Source organism: Bradyrhizobium sp. NBAIM08, from assembly GCF_020193935.1.
Taxonomy (GTDB): domain Bacteria; phylum Pseudomonadota; class Alphaproteobacteria; order Rhizobiales; family Xanthobacteraceae; genus Bradyrhizobium; species Bradyrhizobium yuanmingense.
In genome coordinates this window covers 654397-672360 of record NZ_JADYVR010000003.1, presented here as the reverse complement: position 1 = coordinate 672360, position 17964 = coordinate 654397, and the positions used below count along the sequence as shown (strand labels likewise).

Here is a 17964-nt window from a genome sequence, read left to right as displayed (position 1 = left end):
TTCTTTTCGGACCGCATCCGACTGCTGTCGAACGCCTCAGGGCCGTACTTTTCAAGAACGGGGAGGAGAGCGTCAAGAGCCGCGCAAGCTGCTCGCTGTATCCAATGTGGTGGCGGATTGTCTGATCAGCGTAGAAAACGGTTGCTTGGAGTTAATAGAGCTTCCTAGTTGGATCTCCAAGTTCGGAGGGCGTAATAGTAGAAGCCGGCCACGGGCACGACGGCTCCGAGCACCAATTGACCGAATGCGTCTGCGAGCCATGCACTGCAGCCTCTGATAGCCATTTATCAGCGCACTCCCGGTCGGCCTGACGCCGTTCAGTAGGGTAAGCACAGCGATCAATACGCCGGTCGTCTAAAGAATGCCCGCCACTTCAAGTTACCGACAGGAAAAGCACAACCTTAGTCACTCAGCTCGCCATCTGCTAACCTCGCGCCTTCAGGTCTTGCGCCTTGCACTGCACTGAGCGAATCGATTTCACGCGGAATGACGGGCTGACCGCTTGTCATCAGAACTGAAAAAGCGGTTCAGGAATGATCGCGCTGGTCTTTCGACGACATAGTAACTGAAGATAGCGGCCAAGAACGCGAGTAACAAAAATGCCAACCTTGGCTCCTTGCCTGCGAATGGTTGTTGCCAAAGATAGAGTGAAAAGGACCAGAGCCCGAGAGTTGTAAGAGGAGGTATCGACAGGAGTGATCGGACCAACCTTGCTGCGTTTGGCAGCGTCGCCAGCGCCAGAGACAACCCGAAGGTCCCAACAGTGTACCTCACCGGGTCGGGGACTAAGAAGCTCATGGCCAGTCCGACGACTCCCGCGACGATCGGGATTGCCGAGTGAACGTGCTTTTCACGAAAAGTGAGGAAGAGTGCTGCCGATATAAAAACGGAGGCCATTCTCACATCGCTGTGCCAGTAAACCTGGTTAAAACCGCGGTGAAAAATCCAAGTTTGTATTGCCCCATTAAGTGCGCATGCGAGGCTCAAGATCAAAAGCACTGGCACCGGCCGGATCAGAAGGCGCCTCTGCAGGAATGCAGTGATCGACAGGACAACGTATGAGTGTTCTTCGACGCAAAGCGACCAAACGTGACCAAGCGTGGTGCCCTCGGTCGGAAAGTAGTTGATGGTGAAGGTCAGAGCTACGAGCGCCGACCATGGATCCACGGCGAGATTGGGCAAGAATGTAGTCGCAAAAAGCATCGCGAGGACAAAAAGCCAAAGTGCGGGGAAAATACGGGTAACGCGCCGCCAGTAAAACAAATCGAGCGGTGCCCGCCTTACGAACAGTATCTCGGCCATCAATCGACCGCTAAGGACGAAAAAGCACTCGACCCCTAGCCGCCCGGTATAGAATGGCAAGAGCGAATAGTGCCCGGCTAAGAGCAACAGAATGGACATTCCGCGCCAGCCGTCGAGGTATGCTTCGTGCTTCATATTGTTGGGAAGGGCGGCTTGCAAGGCTGTGTCTGGGAGTGACGAGGAGGAATGCTGACCTTACCCGATGACGCGAGACCAGCCTAGTCCCCGTCCGCTCCCTCAGGGCGACCGAACGGCATCCTCCACCGGAAGCCCAATGTCCTTGGCAGCGCCCGTCAGGCCCGCATTCGTCTGCCCTGCCGCATTGCCCTGCCCTGTCATGGCCTCCGACCACCGGCGCACGATCGTGCGTCGATCCCAGCGATCAAGGGCTCGCCTTCTTCCTTCTTCGCCGTAGTGCTCACGCAGGGCGGGCGCTTCGCTGAGCTGGCAGATTGCAACCTCGAGAGCCGATGAATCTCCTGGTGAAATTACGAGGCCCGCATTCGTGACCTCCGCCGCGAGGCCGGTGCCCTCTTCAGCCATCGCAATGACCGGCCGAGCGGATGCGAAGATCGCGCCCAGCTTCGAGGGCAACACCAGGTCAGCGGCCTCGGCCTTCTGGGGAATCAGATGGAAATCCGCCGTGGCCATCAATTGATTGAAGCTGTCATTGGGCTGAAGCCCCAGGAAGTGGATATTGCGATGTCCGGCGGCAAGCTGCTCGAGCCTCATCTTGTGAGGCCCTTCGCCTGCAAGGATGAAGTGGATATGCGAATGAGTTCTCTCTAAACCAATCGCAGCCTCGATCACAAGTTCAAGGCCTTGCTTGTTGGACATCGTGCCGGAATACAGCCCGACGATATCGCCCTCACCCAGGTTCAGCTGTTGACGGTATTTGGTCGCGCGAGCCCCCGGACAGATCGCAGTGGTGTCGATCCAGTTTCTCACTTCCGCGGTTTTGTCGGGCCGCAGTCCCTTGATCCTCAACCGCTCTACCATCGCTTGAGAGATGGTTGAAACGTTGTCGAAAGATTTGAGGATCGCCGCTTCGATTCGAAGCATCCACTTTCGCAGAGAAGGGTTGCGCAGCAGACCAAGATCGAACGCCGCATCCACCTCGAAATCCTGCACGTGAAGCCATGATTTGGCGCCGACGCGACGAGCGACGAACGAGACGAAGGCTGCCGACATCAGCGATGGCGCGACAGCGATCATGACGTCGGGCCGCCACGATAGCGCCTCAAGAAGAACCGGGGCTGAACTCGTGAGCGCGAATGAAGCGTGATGGACCAACCGTCTAACGCCAGAGGGATGTCCGGGCACATAAATCGGCGTACGCGTTACTCGAACTCCATTGACATCTCTCGATCTGAAGTACGACGATTTGAATGCAGGAGGGATCTTCCAGGCGGGATAATAGGGCGGCGCCGTAATCACTCTGACTTCATGGCCCTCGGCTACCAGACTTTCGCAGAGTTCGGCGTTGTATTTCGCCACACCGATCAGATCGGGGGCATAATTGATGCCGACCAAGAGAACACGCATAAAGCCCGCCCCAATTCAAACTTCAGAATAAAAAAACTCTCTAGCAATCGAACTAGTCTACTCAGCGCGTTGCGCCGACTTCCAGATGACGCCCGTAGCCATGGAGATAATCTGCGTAGGCCGCTGCGAGGCCGGCCCGCAGGGCAACTTTCGGCTGCCAACCAAGCGCCCGGATTCTCGAGCTATCCAGCAACTTGCGTGGTGTTCCGTCAGGCTTGGATGTATCGAACACGAGCTTGCCCCCGTAGCCCACCACCTCCGCGACTGTGGTCGCGAATTCGCTAATCGACAACTCGTCGCCCGTGCCAACATTGATCGGCTGGTCACTCGAATAGTTCTTCAGAAGGAAAACGCAGGCATCCGCAAAATCATCGACATTGAGGAATTCGCGCAGCGGCGTGCCGGTGCCCCACACCGAAACGCTGGGTGCATTGGCGAGCTTGGCTTCGTGGAAGCGTCGGATCAACGCGGCCGGCACATGGCTATGGTCCGGATGATAATTGTCGCCGCGGCCGTAGAGATTGGTCGGCATCACCGAGATGAAATCGTCGCCATATTGCCGACGATACGCCTGGCACATCTTGAGGCCGGCAATCTTGGCGATTGCGTACCACTCATTGGTCGGCTCTAGCGGCCCGGTCAGCAATTCGCTTTCGGCGATCGGTTGCTTGGCGTGCTTGGGATAGATGCACGACGAGCCGAGAAACAGCAGGCGCCGAACACCAACCGCGTGACTTGCGCGGATCACGCTCAATTCCAGCGCAAGGTTGTCGCAGAGAAAGTCGACCGGGAAATTGTTGTTGGCTGCGATACCGCCAACCTTTGCGGCGGCATGAACTACGACGTCCGGGCGATTGGCCTCGAGCCACTTTAGCGTGGGCTCTTCCTTTGTCAGGTCCAGCTCACGCCGGTCGGCCGTCAGCACGGTGCAGTTCTCTGACGCAAGCCTACGGACGACAGCTGATCCCACCATGCCGCGGTGACCCGCGACGAAGACACGTTTGCCCGTGAGATCGCAGGTTGAAACCCCTGTCATCGTTATCCTCTATCAGTATCCGGTTGGCCGGATCACCATTACTCTTGCAAGATCCGGTGATCAGATCACATTACGCAATCACGCTGCCGATGCAGCCGCGCCAACCTGCTAACACAATCTTCACCATGCGACAGCCTGTGCCGGCCTGACAAAGATATTCATGGTGAACCTGCGTTGCGCGCACAAATGATCAGCACACAATGAAACAAAAAAGAGCAAGGCAGCCGCATCGGCTGTGCGACTGCCTTGAAGGACCGTTGAAAAACGGCAGCCGCCGTTTGGTTTACTTCAACCTCAGTACGCCCGGCGCAGAACCGGACCGACAGGCGCACAAACCCGGTCCATGTACCACCCATACGGCGTCTCGACGCGCACCAACGGGCAACGGCGCCATGGTACATACCGATATGGATACGGCTGCGCCCAGAACGTAACAGGCGTCCCTTGGCTCTCGCCGGTGAGTATGGCTGCCGGCGCCGGCATCTGCATTGCGGCGTTCGCCCCGCTCGCTGCACAGCAGGTAACAGTTACGGCCAAAAGCCCTGCCCGCATGATGGTCTTGAACATCCAAAAGCTCCTCGCCCCTGCGGATTGATCCCCCGACCCGCGCTTGTCAGACTCGCGCCGATCAAAGTGATGGTCAGCCACTCCGCGACTAGCCCAAATAGTGAACCGAACTTTACCAAAGCCACCGGCGGAAATGCAACTGATGCCGGCGCGGTCCAGGGCCTTTTGGGACGATATGGCGCGCAAGTGTGGCTTCTTGGTCCTATTTTTCCTCACTCCAGGCGCCGGGAGCAGCGAGGTCGGGTGAACGGCGGTACACGTCCCGGACGAACTGGTAGGTGACCGTCCGGGCCAAAGGCACGTCTTCCTCGCCGAGCTTGGCGAACAGGAGGATGTCCCGAAGCGTCCGCCAGCGACTTTCGTCGTAGTCGCCGATGCGGCCGCCTGTCGGCAGCACCAGCGAGCGCTGCTGCTGCAGCTCAAATTTCAGCCGCTCGGTTGGTAGCCCGGTTGAACCGGCAAGAACGGGCACGCTCTGTGCATAGTCTCGATAGGCAAATTGCCATCCTCGAATGATGCCTTGGAGCACGTCGGCGATCAGGGACGGCCGGTCATGGATGAGATCATTGCTTGCGAAATAGACCAACCCCGGGACGTGGATGCCGTAGTCCTGCGGTTTGATGACGTTCAGCTTCACGAAGGTCGGATTGGAGGGATCAGGCTGCTCGTCGATGGCGGCGATGATCGCATCCACCTCGCCGACCCCCAGGGCTTCGAAGCTGCCGCGGTCTGGGAGCTTGGTGATCTGGCTTCGGGGAAGCCCGAGCTGCGCCATCATGGCGTCAAAGACGACGTCTCCTTCACTCGCCCTGCGGTAGCCAACCCGTTTTCCGACCAGATCAGCCGGCCGCCGCAAGCCCGAGCCTTCGAGCGTGAAAATCGCGACAGAAGTATCGAGGAAGCTTGCAGCAAACGCAGTCACGGGGACGCCGTGCCAGCTTGCCAGCAGGAATTTCTGGCCGCTCGTCACGCCGATGGCATGTTGGCGTGCAATGGTTTGGACGAAGTCAGGGCCTTCGGGCTGCGCCGACACATCAATGCGGGAGGAGAAATATCCCTGCGTGGAGGCAGCGAGCTCGCCGGCAAACCGCGCGCCATACGGCCCATCAAGGAGAAGCTTGGTCGCGACGGGCCTGGACGCCATTGGAGCTTGGAGGGGGGCTGCATCAGGACGAAGAAGCAGAAGCACGAGTCCCACCAAAGCGACGGCTGCAAGGCCAATGGCGAGGTACCGCTTCCCTCTCGACCGGGTTCGCCGCCGGGACTGGGTGCGAGGCAACGAGGACTTCCTAACGGGTTGTGAAATTCAGCATATCAGCGAAGGCGAGATGGGGTACAATGCACGCTTGTGGGGTAAGGTTAATTCTTCGTTCGCCTTGTTTTAACAGCGATTTCGCCCGATAGCACCCTTGTTCGGGCAATGAATTTTTGCGTCAATGGGTTTGGCAGGATGACAATTCTTTCCACTCGGCCGGAGCCCGTCGCTGATTCTGCGACGAAAATCCGGATGGTCGAGCCGGTCGCATCGACATCTACAGGGTCTACGCTGAGCTGGCTGCGACCAGTGGTGGTCGAGCGGTTGCTTGGCGTGGCGGATGCAGCCCTGATCGTGGTCAGCGGCATTGGCTGCGCGGTCGGGTATCACGTTATTACCGCGGGCACGCTCGGCAAGGCGGACGTCTACGCGGCCGCGAGCGTGCTGGTGGCCATCAACTTCGCCCTGCTGACGGTCGTGCAACGGGGCTATCGCCTGAAGACGGTCACCAACCTGCCCCGCACGTTCCGGATGACGCTGACGACGTGGACCTTCCTGTTCGGCGCGCTGCTGGCGATCGCCTTCACGATGAAGGTCAGCGACGAGTTCTCCCGCGGCACCACAATCTCGTTCTACCTAGTCGGCCTGGCCGCCCTGCTCGCATGGAAGACCGTGGCGACGCGTTGGACCGCGCATGCCTTGCGCACCGGCGCCTTCGCCAACGGACGGGCGCTTCTGATCGCCGAGTTCGGCCTTGCCACCTCGTCCAACGCGGTCGACGACCTCGGCCAGCACGGCTACCGCCTGATGCGCGTGATGGAGATCCCGGCCAAGGAGCTGGCTTCGCCCCTGCTGCTGTCCTCGCTCGCACCGCGCTTCGAGGAGCTGATCAATTACGCGCGCGAGCAGCGGATCGAGCACGTTTTCCTGCTGATCAACTGGAGCCGGCAGCATGCGATCGATAGCATTCTGGACGTGCTGAAGATCCTCCCCCTCCCCGTGCATCTGGTGCCGGACCCCAACACGGCGCGCTTCCTGCGCTATCCGCTGGTCGGCACCGGCAACACCTTCACCGCCGAGCTGCGCCGCGCCCCGCTCACCTGGCGCGAACGTACGCTCAAGCGCGCGCTGGACCTCGTCGGCGCCAGCCTTGCGCTGCTCGTGTTCGCGCCGGTGATGCTGGTGACCGCGCTTCTGATCAAGCTGACCTCGCCGGGGCCGGTGTTCTTCCGCCAGACCCGCCACGGCTTCGGCGGGCGCGCGTTCAGGATCTTCAAGTTCCGCACCATGCGCGTGCTCGAGGACGGCCCGACGATCAGGCAGGCGGAGAAGAACGACCCGCGCGTCACGCCAATCGGCAAATGGCTGCGCAAGACCTCGATCGACGAGCTGCCGCAGCTCCTCAACGTGCTCAAGGGCGACATGTCGCTGGTCGGGCCCCGCCCGCATGCGGCCGCCCACAACACCGAATATGAGCAGCTCATCGGCAACTACGCCTTCCGCCACCACGTCAAGCCCGGCATCACCGGCTGGGCCCAGGTTAATGGTTATCGCGGAGAAACCCGCACGCTCGACCTGATGCAGAAGCGCGTGGAGTATGATCTGTGGTACATCAATAATTGGAGCGTGTGGTTAGACATTAGAATTGTCTTCCGAACCGCAGCCGCACAACTTTTACATCCTGCTGCCTACTAGCATCACAATGTCAGTCCAGATAGGCCCCAAACTCGTGTCGGCGTCAAACGCCAATCCCACCAGCAATAAGAAGGCCGAAGTCGTTGGCATCCAATATCTGAGAGGCATTGCTGCCATCGCGGTCGTATTCGACCATTCTGCTGGAATGGGAGCTTTCGACAAATACTTTGGCGCGACTATCTTCAACAATTTCCTCATGTACGGAGCTCATGGGGTCGACATATTTTTCGTCGTGAGTGGATTCATCATTGCGTACGTTGCCCTTGGTCCGAAGGACTTTGTCCCGGAACTGACCTTTCTAGATTTTTTAAAGAAGCGAGCGATCCGGATCTTACCGTTAATGTGGCTGGCAATTGGCTCTTATGCAATTCTTCGTATATTGGGCGGAGTATCTGCGAACTGGACGGATTACTTGCGTGCAGCCTTCCTATTTCCCGTTGGCCAAGTTGCTCCGCTCAACATTTGGACGCTGAGACATGAGATGCTTTTTTACTTTCTTTTTGGACTTACCTGGCTTGGGTACCCACTAATTCGATACGGGATTTTTCTATGGTTCGCGGGGCCGGTGCTGAGCGCAGTGCTAGGAGGGGCGGGAAGAAACGATCTATGGGATTTCCTCGTTAGCCCAGTTAATCTAGAGTTCGGCGTCGGGTTTTGCTTAGGCTTGCTATACTTAAGAGTGGGTGGCGCTAAGGCAGTTATCTCTTACCAATTCGGACTGCTGGTTTCCGCCACAGTCGTAATGATAACCCTCGCCTTTTTCTATGGTCGTGCACTTGGCACGCTCGAATCGGTTGTGTTCACCTCTCTATGTTCTGCACCCATCGTTGCCTTTGCAGCTTTCACAAGCCCAGCCAAGCGCAATCGCCTCGGCATCTTGCTTGGAGAAGCTTCATATTCAATATATCTTTTCCATCCCCATATCATCTCCGCCGTGCTTCGGCTGCTAAAGTCCGCAGTACCAAATTTGCCCCCCCACGGCGCGATCCTGCTTGCTGCATGCACGGGTATCGCTGGAGGGATGATCATCCACAGGTTCATTGAACGGCCCTTGTTGACGCGCTTCAAGAGCAATTTTTCGGACCGGCGCGCTCCGAATCTAGCCGCCACCTAATCGACTACCGAGCGGCCTTTAGAGCTCGCGCAAAGAGGTGATTAGACCAATAGACCAGCATCTTCAAAGATATCCAGTACGTTCGCCAGTGCACAACTTTCAGATTTCCGGCCCGAACTTCGGACCAAAATCTTGGAAAAGAGGTACCGTCCCCCTCTCTTGCGGAGAAAACTAACGCTCGCTCAAGCGTGCGAACAAGTTCTCTGTTTAAGAACTCCAGCAACTGCTGCGATCTTCCGTACTTCTCAAGCAGTTGCTTCGCGGCCTGAAGGCGGTTGCTACTTTGCATCGAGACACGTTCGCCTCTGTGTTGCACAAAATACACCAAGGGCTCCGAGATAGAAGCGAAATTGCACGTGCCTGCCAAGCGGTACCAAAGATCCCAATCTTGATATGACTTGAGTGCTTCGTCGAAGCCTGATGCGCCTTCAAGCGCAGATCTCGTAACGGAGACGCAGCTAGTTGTGGGTGGACAAAATCCATCGCGAAGCAACGCCGTTCTCATGTCTGAGGCCGGCGGCCTGGCCAAGCGTACGAAGTCTTGTTCAGATGATCCAAATGTGTAGACTACGCCTGAGTAAACGACCTCCGCCGCACTCTCGACGTGCTTGCGAGTGTGCTTGGCTATTTTTTCACTGTCCCAATAATCATCATCATCCACAAACATAACGATATCAGAACAACAAGATCTCCACCCCACATTTCGCGCTTCACCTCCCAACAGCAAGCGCGTTTTAGCAATGACATCTGCTTGGGTTAGACCAAGCAGATCAACCATACGTTCAATAGTTTCCTTTTCCGCTGGATCCGAGGCTACTATTTTGATTTCGTGAGCTTGCTGGGACTGCTCTTGGAGACTCCTGAGGCAGCGCTCAAGAAGTTCAGGCCGTCGAAATGTCGGAACTACCACACATGCCGTTGGGACCAAATTTCTCATCGATGCACCGTTTTGCAAAAGCCGTATTGATCATATTGGGTATCGACAACTCTGAGCGACCTGTCTTTTCATCGCTATTCGCACCTCGAATGATTCAGCTAGTATTGTTGGCCATCACACTTACTGCAATTGCTTCTCCTCGCGCTTCGGCCCGCACCATTTTTGTTCAACCAGGAACTCCCCCAATCGAGAATACATTCGCCAGCCTACTCGAAGCAGTCGAGGCGGTGCCCAAGATTCGCTCTGGATTGGCTGCTGGAGAAGAGATAACTATCGAACTCCCTCCCGGCATCCACAGGCTTTCAGAACCAATACTCTTGAACGCCATGAATTCGGGGCTTCCAAACTCCCCATTGACCATCAGAGGAGCATCAGATGGCAGCAGCCGACTGCTTGGGTCGGCCCTGATCTCAAGCCGACCTGCAATCCCGAGCGACGCCCCTGACGTTCGCATTCCCGCGGAAGTACGATTCGTTGCACTTCCAAGCCAGCCTTTTGAATTCCACAAATCACGGAGGAGCACCTACACTAAGATCTCAGGCTCTGGTCTTGAAGTCTTTCAAGGCGACCGGCGCCTAACGTTCGCCCGCTGGCCACGTCAGGGGTTCAGTGAGGATATTAGCGTTCAATTCTCTGGCCAGTTCCCTGAGGTTCGACTGTCTCCAGAGCAGACGAAACAGCTATCGAATGAAAAGGCGATGTGGATCTCCGGATATTGGGCCCGTGACTGGGCATACGAGTCCGTCCCTGTAAAGAGCTTCGATCCAGCGAGCCAGACCTTTCAAGTAGACCGACTGCAAACGCCCCTTCAAGCACGTAGTCACTTTCGATTCTTCGTCGAAAATATTCTCGGAGGCCTCAGTTCTCCAGGGCAAATGGTTTTGAATTCACCGAACCATCTATTGTTTATTCCGTATGAAGGACAAGAAAGCGAGGTTTCTGTATCCGTATCGAAGCACATCTTCGTGCTACAGAATGCAAGAAACGTCCACATTGAACGATTGCAACTCGGTCAAACCTTAGGAGAGGCTATCCGCATCGTTAACTCCTCTGACATTGAGGTACGAGAGTGCTCAATTAAGGGCACCGGAACATGGGGGGCAGTCGTTTCCGCTAGCGCTCGAGTGTCGTTCGATCGCTGCTTGATCTCGGAAACTGCGGAAGGCGGCATTTCACTTGATGGAGGAAACCGACGAACGCTTGCTCGGTCCGACAATTTCGTCAGAAACAGCGTAGTTGCGTACTTCGGACTCGAGAATCCCGCTTACCGGCCTGGCATTCAGCTTCAAGGAGTTGGAAATACGGTTGTAGGTAGTCTCATAGCGCACGGCCCGCATTCCGGAATTACAGTCTCCGGCAACGACAACACCATCGAAAGCAATGAGCTTACTGATTTGCTTACGCAAACCGACGACGCCGGCGCAATCTATATGGGTCGGGATTGGAGCATGCGCGGGAATTTGATTACTGGCAACTTCTTTCACGACATTCTCCCCAACTCGAAGAGGACAGCCGTGGGTGTCTACCTAGATGACCAATTTAGCGGCGTAACGATTGATAGAAACGTGTTCTATAAAGTGAACCTCCCGATCTTGCTTGGTGGCGGGCGTGACAACAAGATATCTCGCAATCTGTTTCTGGCTCCCACCAAAGCGGCCATTTTGGCGGACAACCGGGGCATGACTTGGCAACGGCCGATGGTCTCTAGCGAGTTAGAGAAGAAGCTCGTTGCAATGCCATTTCAATCGGAAACGTGGCGAGTTCGATATCCATCGCTCGCTGCCATTAGCGCGGAGCAAAAGGGCGAGCCCGGCGGAAACGAGATACGGTCCAATGCCGTGGCTGGCGGGGCACTGAAGCGATTCTTGGGAGACGCGACGGAAAGATTGGTCAATCTAAGTGACAATCAGGATGGACTTTCACTTGCTGACGAGATTGGAGCAAAGTCGGCTCGCGAGGCTGTATCGACATTTTTGTCGCTACACCCCGATGTTTCAAAGGCACTGGCTTTACCAGCGCTACCCAAACGAAAGGAATAGGGAGCTACGGATGACATTTGCGCATCTTAACAAACCTTGCAGGATTCCCGACAAAGACTGACCAAGGATCCACGTCTTTAAAGACCACGGCGCGGGCGCCGATAACAGCACCTTCCCCTACAGTAACGCCCGGACCAATAAACGTGTCGGCGGCTACCCACGCCTTTCTCTTCAGGAGGATGGGTTTGGTAAGAAGCTGGAAGTTTGGATCATCTATGTCGTGCGTGCCAGCGCAAAGGTGAGCCCTCTGCGAGACCACGACAAAGTCCTCCAACACAATCGGCGCTTGAGAGTAGCACAGCGCCCCCCAAGCAAGCACCGAGTGTTCACCCATTGTGAGATAAGGTGGGAACCAAATCTTGGCGGAACCATAAATACGAGCCGTTGACGCGATCTTTGCCCCGAAAAGACGAAGCAAGAAACGTCGCCACGGATTCAGTGGCGGAGGGGTCCACGACGCAAGTAGTAGCCAAGTGATGTTCCACAATGCTCGAATCAATCTATTCGACAGTGGAAAGCTCGGTTCGCCAACCACAGAATTGCTATGCTGTGCATCAAGAGGTTTCATCAGAAAGGATTTCCGTTAAGACAGAGGTCAAATCCTCAGCAGCACGCTTGACTTCAAATTGCTTCAAGAAACAATTGCGTGCCAATTCTCGCATTCTTGCTTTGTTTGCCGTGTCCAATCGTAGGAATTGCCGTAGACAACTCACCGTGCCTGCCTCTGTGTCCTCTGCGACAAGGCCACATCCTGATGCTTTGATCTCCCTCCAGATGTTAACCTTGTTGGAGATCAGCACTGGCAATCCGCACGCCAGCGCTTCAGCGACGGCAATTCCGAAATTTTCTTGATGAGAGGGTAGGACGAACGCCGTAGCGCCGCGAAAGGCCCCCCATTTTGCGTCGCCAGTCAACATGCCCGGCCAGTGTATCCGATTGGAGATTCCAAGACGCCTCGCCTCCAACTCCAGCGCCTGGCGCCAGTTTACTTGGTCCGGCCCTGCAATAACGAGATCCAACTCCTTGAACTCGGATGCGATGGCACCAAAAGCCCGTATCAGGATGTCGCAACCCTTCTTCGGATGGATCCTCCCTAGGAAGAGCAGATATTCTCGGTCCTTCAGTTCGGGCACAAGTTGCCGGAACGCTATATCGCGCTTTTCGTCAAGCCTTGGAGCATCCGCCGTGCCAAATGCAACCACGCGCTCTCGATATCGGTGCCCGTGGAAACTTTGGCGGGCGAGTCTACGCTCCTCTTCGCAGGTAAACAGCACGTAGTCGGCGTCCCTCAAGACGCGACCTTCTGCCAAATGCCAGTAGATCTGCTTCACAAAATGCTTTGTTGGGCTTGCCTTCCGAAACCAAGGATCCAGCATGCCATGAGCAAAGACCACATAAGGTATTTTCTTGGCGAGCCCCAGCCAAGTACCTACCGACGAATAATTCCAAAGCCCCTCTACAATGGCCACATCATACTGGCTGGCATGCCGACGCAGCCACGGCACAAATGTCGTCGAGTACCGAACCCGAGAGCGCATCCCGCGCTGCCCAAGCGCGTGCACCTCGAATGGAAAGGAGGGTAGGTACTGCGCATCCGGTGGATCGAGAGAGGCGACCGCGATCTGATGCCCCTGATTCCGCATCTCTTCTGCGGTACGGAGCAGTGACTCTATCGGCCCGCCGAATCTTTGGTCAACTGAGCCTATTATCCTTAAAACCTTCATACGTACACTATCTAAGACTCGACGAAACTAGACCGGTCGATCGTCCCAATGAATACGATTGGCTTTCGCGTAAGACATTAACTCTCTTTCTTTGCGGCGTCGACGCGCGAAGTGAGTTGTGTAGCATTATCGAGAGCGCGATGATGACGAACTTATCGACGGTTAGGAAACCTCCGTTCTGGATTGAAAGCGCCAGCACGTAGACCAACACTTCCATGTTTCGAAAGCTGAAAAGAATTACTCCCACCAGTAAGAAACCAACAAGGCCGTAGTTGATGATCAGATTGAACAACCCATTGTGTGTCATTTCTGCCGCGGCGAGATCACCCGAGAAGGAATAGCCCATGTTCTGGAACGGAGCCAACGGGATTCCCAGAGGATACTGCGGAAGTATCTTCGGGATTGCCTCGAGCGGACCGAAGATACGACCCATAATCGACGCGTCATAGCCGCCTTCAGTCAAGAGGCGATCTGAAATCGGATTGTCCGTCAACGTAACCGCTAGCAGGATACCAAATAGCGAGACGACGCAGCCGTAGAATATCGCCGGCGAACGTAGCGCCCCTCTCATATAGATCGAAAGATAGAGAAATATGAAGAGTATACCTGACAGCGATCTCGAAATGGCGACGATGACAACAAGAAGCGCTACAAGCAGCTGGACCGAGCGCCTTTTCTTCAAGAGAGGACTGATCGCGAAGATGAGCGATAAGCAGATTCCACCCAGATAGGAGGGCTCAGCGAAGGTCCCGCTGGGGCGAAGATTCGAATAGAGTAGAGCAAGTTCTCCAGGCAGAGTATTTGTGTTTTGGGAGAAAAGGTCCATCGGGATTCCGAAGTAGGCATGCGATCGAAGATACACTGTCTGAACGATCACCATCAACAACGTGCCGAGACCGAATAACCAGATGGCGAACAGAACTCGCGATAATATTCGCGAGTTGAAAATAGGTAGCGACCACGGCGCAGACCCAGTCACAAGAAAGAAAGCGACCGCCTCTCGGACAGTTCTGAGCATATCTTGACCTGATGCGCCGCCATATGATGCCGTGGCGAGGATCATCAGCAGGCAAGCAATTGAACGAAAGACAAGGTTTTGCCGCCACAGTGTTCGAAAATTGGACCTCCCCGCTATGAAGAGAGTCAACGCCGCCCCGCCCGTCGAGACAGAGGCATAGTAAGAGTAGCCCAACTGAATGAAGGGTAGGACGAATAGAAACGTTGATGGTAGAAGCACGCTCATCGCAGCCGGAGTATCTTAAGGTACCGGACTGCAAAATTAAGTGGCCAGAGCGGGCCACCAAATTCATAACAAAACCTATACCATTCCCGCCAAGGAATGCCCTTCGCATTTGTAGTAATGAAACGCCAATTGCTCAAAGTCAGCGAGCCGATAGAGGCCTCGAACTTTTGGTTTGGCTCCTGTTGGGCAACCGGCTGCTTTAGCTCTATGATTCTGTATCCTAATCGCCTGGCCCGCAGGCCGTAATCTATGTCGCCGAAGGCGTGACGATAATTTTCGGAATTGATACCGACCTCCTTCGCGGCGATAGCTGGAATGAGGACACAGTTTCCGTTCATCGTGTGGCATTCGGTTTCCTGTTCGGTCAAGAACCGAAAATTGAGTCGCGATACAATCCTCGACCTGACGAGTCCCCCGTAAGATACGGCTCGAGTATGAGGGTCGATTGTTCGCCCCACTACTATCGTCCGGGGATTGGATGCGTGTCGATATTCCGTCAACAGGTCTGCGATCGCTGAAGGTCGGAGAGTGGTGTCATCGTTCAGCCAAAGAAAGAAGTCGGGGCTGAGCGCAAGTGCAGTTTGCCAAGCCAGTCGCATACCGCCGTTCCAGAAAAGCGATCCCGATCCCTTTACCAATATGGCCTCGGGGTGCTCATTGCGAACTGCCTCCGACGTACCGTCGGTCCCATCATCGACAAGCACCAGCTGGGACTTAAATGAATTATTGATGGCCGCCGGAAGCGCGCGTAGGGCCTCTAGCGTGACGGCCTTGCGGTTGAAGCAGGTTACTAGAACGACGAGCTTGGGGGGATGTGTGTCGACCATTTTGATTTCTTTGGAGCTTAGTGTTCGAAGCTATCTTTATCCTTTTGATAGCCGGGGAGAAAGTAAAGCTTGATCGGAGAGAGGTGAACGGCCGCGGCCAACGCAACCCAGGGAACAAGAGATGCAGAAAGGACCATCAAGGCTTCCGCAAAAGGACCAAACGAGTTTCCGGATGCAAATCGACTCACAGCTAGCGCTGTCAGTCCGACCATCGACGCAATGAAGATGCCTGGAAAGCAGGCTCGGGCATAATCTTTGAAGCAGAAAGTGCCATCGCGCTGAGTTATCCAAACCATGATCGGAGCCGCAATCAGCAGAGTCGCGAATGAAAATCCGGCAGCCGCGGCCGTGGGGCTAAAGAATGAGCCGATCAGGGCCCCCCCGCCTCGCAGGCCAACATCAGCGAAGCCCCACCACTGGAGCTCCTTTACTCTTCCTTGGCTCATCATGAACTGACCAAATGGTCCGATCAGTCCGAGTGCAGCGAGCGAAGGAGAGAGCCACGCAAGTATCTGCCCCGCAGCCGTCCATTGATTGCCCAGCACTAGCGTTGTCGCTGCTACCGCGAGAAAGGGCAGCAGAACCGCTAACGGAACAAACAAAGTGCTGGTAAGGACAAGAAGGTCGCCATAGATTTGTCGGGTATGATCAACATCTCCTCGGACCCGGCAGAGGAGCGGAAATTGTACCTGAAGGTACGGATTTAGAACAAACGAGACAGGCATACCGTACAGAGTTTGGGCGCGATTGAAGGCCCCCATCGCAGTTGACCCTGACTGATATCCCACGGCAACTGACCCGATGTTGTTAGTAATAAAGTTCAAAATGGCGTAGGCACTAACCCTGAAGCCAAAGAGCAGATACTGGAAGCCCAACCTGCTGGTGGTATCGATCTTCGGCACCCAACGTCCAAACAGAATAGCGATTGCTGAAGTAGCAATAGCCTGGAGAATGCCTCCAATGACGACGGACAGCGCGCTCCGTGTAAAGTAGGCAAGTAGCATGGACACAATCGCCCCTACTGCTAACCCACCTATCTCAGCGAAAAAGACGCCTTTTAAATTGAAATCCCGTCTCAGGATAGCGGCATGTATCGTACCGATTCCCGATGCAAGCAATCCGAAAGAAGAAAGATACAAAAGAGGCTTGAGATCATCTTCATGATAGAAGTGGCTGACAAGCGGAGCAGCGAGCAGCACCAAGGTCGATGCTAAGACTGAAAGGCCGGCGTTGTACCAAAAGAGAGCGTTTCTATCGGCCAGCGAAAGATCTTTGGACTGTATAGCCGCTGAGGAAAGGCCAGAATCACGCAGGGATGTAAGCAGTCCGGTGAATGTGGTTATCATCGCAACCAAGCCGAAATCATGCGGCGTAAGTAGCCGCGCCATCACAGCCAATGAACCGAATGAAATGATGAACGAAGCAGCTCTATTGGCATAGGCGTAAGTAGCTGCACCTGCCAGGATACGCCTGTCCAGGAGCGCACTCGTCCGACGCCGGTCACGTCGCGACAACAAGCTCATCTCTGCTGGATAGAATAGCGAAAGAACTTCATTGCGCGCATTGTCCCCAAAATAGTGTCGGTTCGTTTGTAGGGTTGCACCGTTAGCTCGTTGCATGCCTGAGAATTGAAATAACAGACCTTAGCCTTGATAATCCGCGGACACTTGTTTCTGATGCTAACAATATGATCCAGCATTTGCGGATCACTGACGTGGCGAACGGCAGCCGCTTCAATGTCAAGGCACGGATGGCCAAGAGCATCGCGAACAATGGGGTCAGCGGATTGCTCTGCGGGTCCCTGAAGCGTAAGTCCCGACCGGTTCGGAAGGCTTGTCTGCCCTAAGACCGTAGATGCCGAGGACAAAGTAGCAAGAACTGCAACAGCACATCCGCGAAGCCTGAAGAAAGTGCTTGCCATTATCGAAACCACCTTTCGTCTGCGGCAACACCGGGTACGCGGACACTGACGCTAGCCCGAGCCAACACCTTGGCGAAAGCTTCACGCGCGGCAATATCTACCACCCCGAGGCTCGCTAACAGCCGCTCCCTCTGATCCCAGCCGACCCCTTTCATATTCGCTGCAGCCTCTTCAACGAAGCCGCTGTCGACGATGTTGGAGAATTCCCGAACAACACTCGCTTGCGTCAGGTGTTCAAGTGCCGGAAAAACCGCAAGCGCCATCCGGTTGCGGCGAAGCGCGATCCAGCCTTCTCGAGGACCGGTCGCATAGGACTGATCGAGATACCTGAGGCTCTTAGCCTGAAATCCATTGCGCGACATCTCTAAAGAATAGGCCATCAACCAAAGGAAAGAATTGTTCGGGCTGAAGGAAAGCGCGGTCCTAACCTTGACCTCAGCCGAGACTGTCTCGCGGTCAGCTTCCTCCGAATTCTTCCGCCGCAAACCCTCTTCAGCTACGCGCAACGCAATGAGCGCATCTGCTTGCGAGAAATCCGGCTGCAGGATAGTCACGCGCGGCGCAGCGTTCATGCGCACTTGCCAATCGGGAAGTACGCCGGGCCTGAAACGTTCGTCTGCGCGGATCCGGGCGGCCACGTCACGGGCCGGCCCCGTCAACCGGAATGAGGGCCAGGCGATCGACGACCAGACGAGGCAGACAAGGCCGAACAGCAGCAGCAAGGCACGCGGGTATATCCACCATCTTGGCTGGTGCCTG

14 protein-coding genes are annotated in these 17964 nt (G+C 55.6%); 3 read left to right on the top strand and 11 right to left on the bottom strand.

Annotation, left to right across the window (positions count from 1 at the left end):
* Window positions 1-477: 477 nt before the first annotated feature.
* The 4 genes from I6F37_RS14035 to I6F37_RS14020 form a co-directional block, all read right to left on the bottom strand.
* Window positions 478-1461: an acyltransferase gene (locus tag I6F37_RS14035; protein WP_225151565.1), complete on the bottom strand. Its 984-nt coding sequence runs from the start codon at window positions 1459-1461 to the stop codon at window positions 478-480.
* Window positions 1462-1539: 78 nt separating this feature from the next.
* Window positions 1540-2847 carry a WcaI family glycosyltransferase gene (locus tag I6F37_RS14030; protein WP_225151563.1) on the bottom strand — a complete coding sequence of 436 codons (1308 nt, stop codon included), beginning with the start codon at window positions 2845-2847 and terminating at the stop codon, window positions 1540-1542.
* A gap of 61 nt (window positions 2848-2908) precedes the next feature.
* Complete coding sequence (locus I6F37_RS14025; RefSeq protein ID WP_225151561.1) at window positions 2909-3883, bottom strand: GDP-L-fucose synthase; 975 nt, start codon at window positions 3881-3883, stop codon at window positions 2909-2911.
* A 769-nt stretch (window positions 3884-4652) separates the two neighbouring features.
* A complete protein-coding gene (locus I6F37_RS14020) occupies window positions 4653-5594 on the bottom strand; it encodes an ABC transporter substrate-binding protein (protein WP_225151559.1) in 942 nt (313 codons plus the stop codon).
* 363 nt (window positions 5595-5957) lie between these two features.
* Between I6F37_RS14020 and I6F37_RS14015 the strand changes: the two genes are divergently transcribed.
* Both I6F37_RS14015 and I6F37_RS14010 read left to right on the top strand, forming a co-directional pair.
* Window positions 5958-7400 carry an undecaprenyl-phosphate glucose phosphotransferase gene (locus tag I6F37_RS14015; protein WP_225151557.1) on the top strand — a complete coding sequence of 481 codons (1443 nt, stop codon included), beginning with the start codon at window positions 5958-5960 and terminating at the stop codon, window positions 7398-7400.
* 34 nt (window positions 7401-7434) lie between these two features.
* A complete protein-coding gene (locus I6F37_RS14010) occupies window positions 7435-8514 on the top strand; it encodes an acyltransferase (RefSeq protein WP_225151555.1) in 1080 nt (359 codons plus the stop codon).
* A gap of 4 nt (window positions 8515-8518) precedes the next feature.
* On the opposite strand, the gene I6F37_RS14005 is transcribed toward I6F37_RS14010, so the two are convergent.
* Window positions 8519-9451, bottom strand: a complete 933-nt coding sequence (locus I6F37_RS14005; protein ID WP_225151553.1) for a glycosyltransferase — start codon at window positions 9449-9451, stop codon at window positions 8519-8521.
* Here I6F37_RS14005 and I6F37_RS14000 point away from each other — a divergent pair.
* Entirely contained in the window at window positions 9427-11490 is a 2064-nt protein-coding gene (locus tag I6F37_RS14000) for a right-handed parallel beta-helix repeat-containing protein (RefSeq protein WP_225151551.1), read from the top strand. The two genes, I6F37_RS14005 and I6F37_RS14000, sit on opposite strands and share 25 nt — an antisense overlap.
* 4 nt (window positions 11491-11494) lie before the next feature.
* Here the strand turns inward: I6F37_RS14000 and I6F37_RS13995 are convergent, their stop codons facing one another.
* The 6 genes from I6F37_RS13995 to I6F37_RS13970 form a co-directional block, all read right to left on the bottom strand.
* Entirely contained in the window at window positions 11495-12058 is a 564-nt protein-coding gene (locus I6F37_RS13995; protein WP_276573774.1) for a putative colanic acid biosynthesis acetyltransferase, read from the bottom strand.
* Entirely contained in the window at window positions 12045-13214 is a 1170-nt protein-coding gene (locus I6F37_RS13990; protein WP_225151550.1) for a glycosyltransferase, read from the bottom strand. Before I6F37_RS13990 ends, I6F37_RS13995 begins: the two co-directional genes overlap by 14 nt.
* A gap of 7 nt (window positions 13215-13221) precedes the next feature.
* Window positions 13222-14277: a hypothetical protein gene (locus I6F37_RS13985; protein ID WP_225151549.1), complete on the bottom strand. Its 1056-nt coding sequence runs from the start codon at window positions 14275-14277 to the stop codon at window positions 13222-13224.
* A gap of 176 nt (window positions 14278-14453) precedes the next feature.
* Window positions 14454-15284, bottom strand: coding sequence for a glycosyltransferase family 2 protein (locus tag I6F37_RS13980; protein WP_225151548.1), 831 nt, complete (start codon window positions 15282-15284; stop codon window positions 14454-14456).
* Between the two features lie 17 nt (window positions 15285-15301).
* Entirely contained in the window at window positions 15302-16903 is a 1602-nt protein-coding gene (locus I6F37_RS13975) for a lipopolysaccharide biosynthesis protein (protein ID WP_225151547.1), read from the bottom strand.
* A gap of 301 nt (window positions 16904-17204) precedes the next feature.
* Window positions 17205-17927 (bottom strand): hypothetical protein, encoded by a 723-nt coding sequence (locus I6F37_RS13970; protein WP_225151546.1) that lies wholly within the window; start codon window positions 17925-17927, stop codon window positions 17205-17207.
* Between the last annotated feature and the right edge of the window lie 37 nt (window positions 17928-17964).

What these genes read in the sequence shown, in the direction of transcription:
- I6F37_RS14030 (WP_225151563.1), bottom strand. Translation starts at nt 2,847, where the DNA reads ATGCGTGTTCTCTTGGTCGGCATCAATTATGCCCCCGATCTGATCGGT.
- I6F37_RS14025 (WP_225151561.1), bottom strand. Translation starts at nt 3,883, where the DNA reads ATGACAGGGGTTTCAACCTGCGATCTCACGGGCAAACGTGTCTTCGTC.
- I6F37_RS14020 (WP_225151559.1), bottom strand. Translation starts at nt 5,594, where the DNA reads ATGGCGTCCAGGCCCGTCGCGACCAAGCTTCTCCTTGATGGGCCGTAT.
- I6F37_RS14015 (WP_225151557.1), top strand. Translation starts at nt 5,958, where the DNA reads ATGGTCGAGCCGGTCGCATCGACATCTACAGGGTCTACGCTGAGCTGG.
- I6F37_RS14000 (WP_225151551.1), top strand. Translation starts at nt 9,427, where the DNA reads ATGCCGTTGGGACCAAATTTCTCATCGATGCACCGTTTTGCAAAAGCC.
- I6F37_RS14005 (WP_225151553.1), bottom strand. Translation starts at nt 9,451, where the DNA reads ATGAGAAATTTGGTCCCAACGGCATGTGTGGTAGTTCCGACATTTCGA.
- I6F37_RS13995 (WP_276573774.1), bottom strand. Translation starts at nt 12,058, where the DNA reads ATGAAACCTCTTGATGCACAGCATAGCAATTCTGTGGTTGGCGAACCG.
- I6F37_RS13990 (WP_225151550.1), bottom strand. Translation starts at nt 13,214, where the DNA reads ATGAAGGTTTTAAGGATAATAGGCTCAGTTGACCAAAGATTCGGCGGG.
- I6F37_RS13985 (WP_225151549.1), bottom strand. Translation starts at nt 14,277, where the DNA reads ATGATCCTCGCCACGGCATCATATGGCGGCGCATCAGGTCAAGATATG.
- I6F37_RS13980 (WP_225151548.1), bottom strand. Translation starts at nt 15,284, where the DNA reads ATGGTCGACACACATCCCCCCAAGCTCGTCGTTCTAGTAACCTGCTTC.
- I6F37_RS13975 (WP_225151547.1), bottom strand. Translation starts at nt 16,903, where the DNA reads ATGCAACGAGCTAACGGTGCAACCCTACAAACGAACCGACACTATTTT.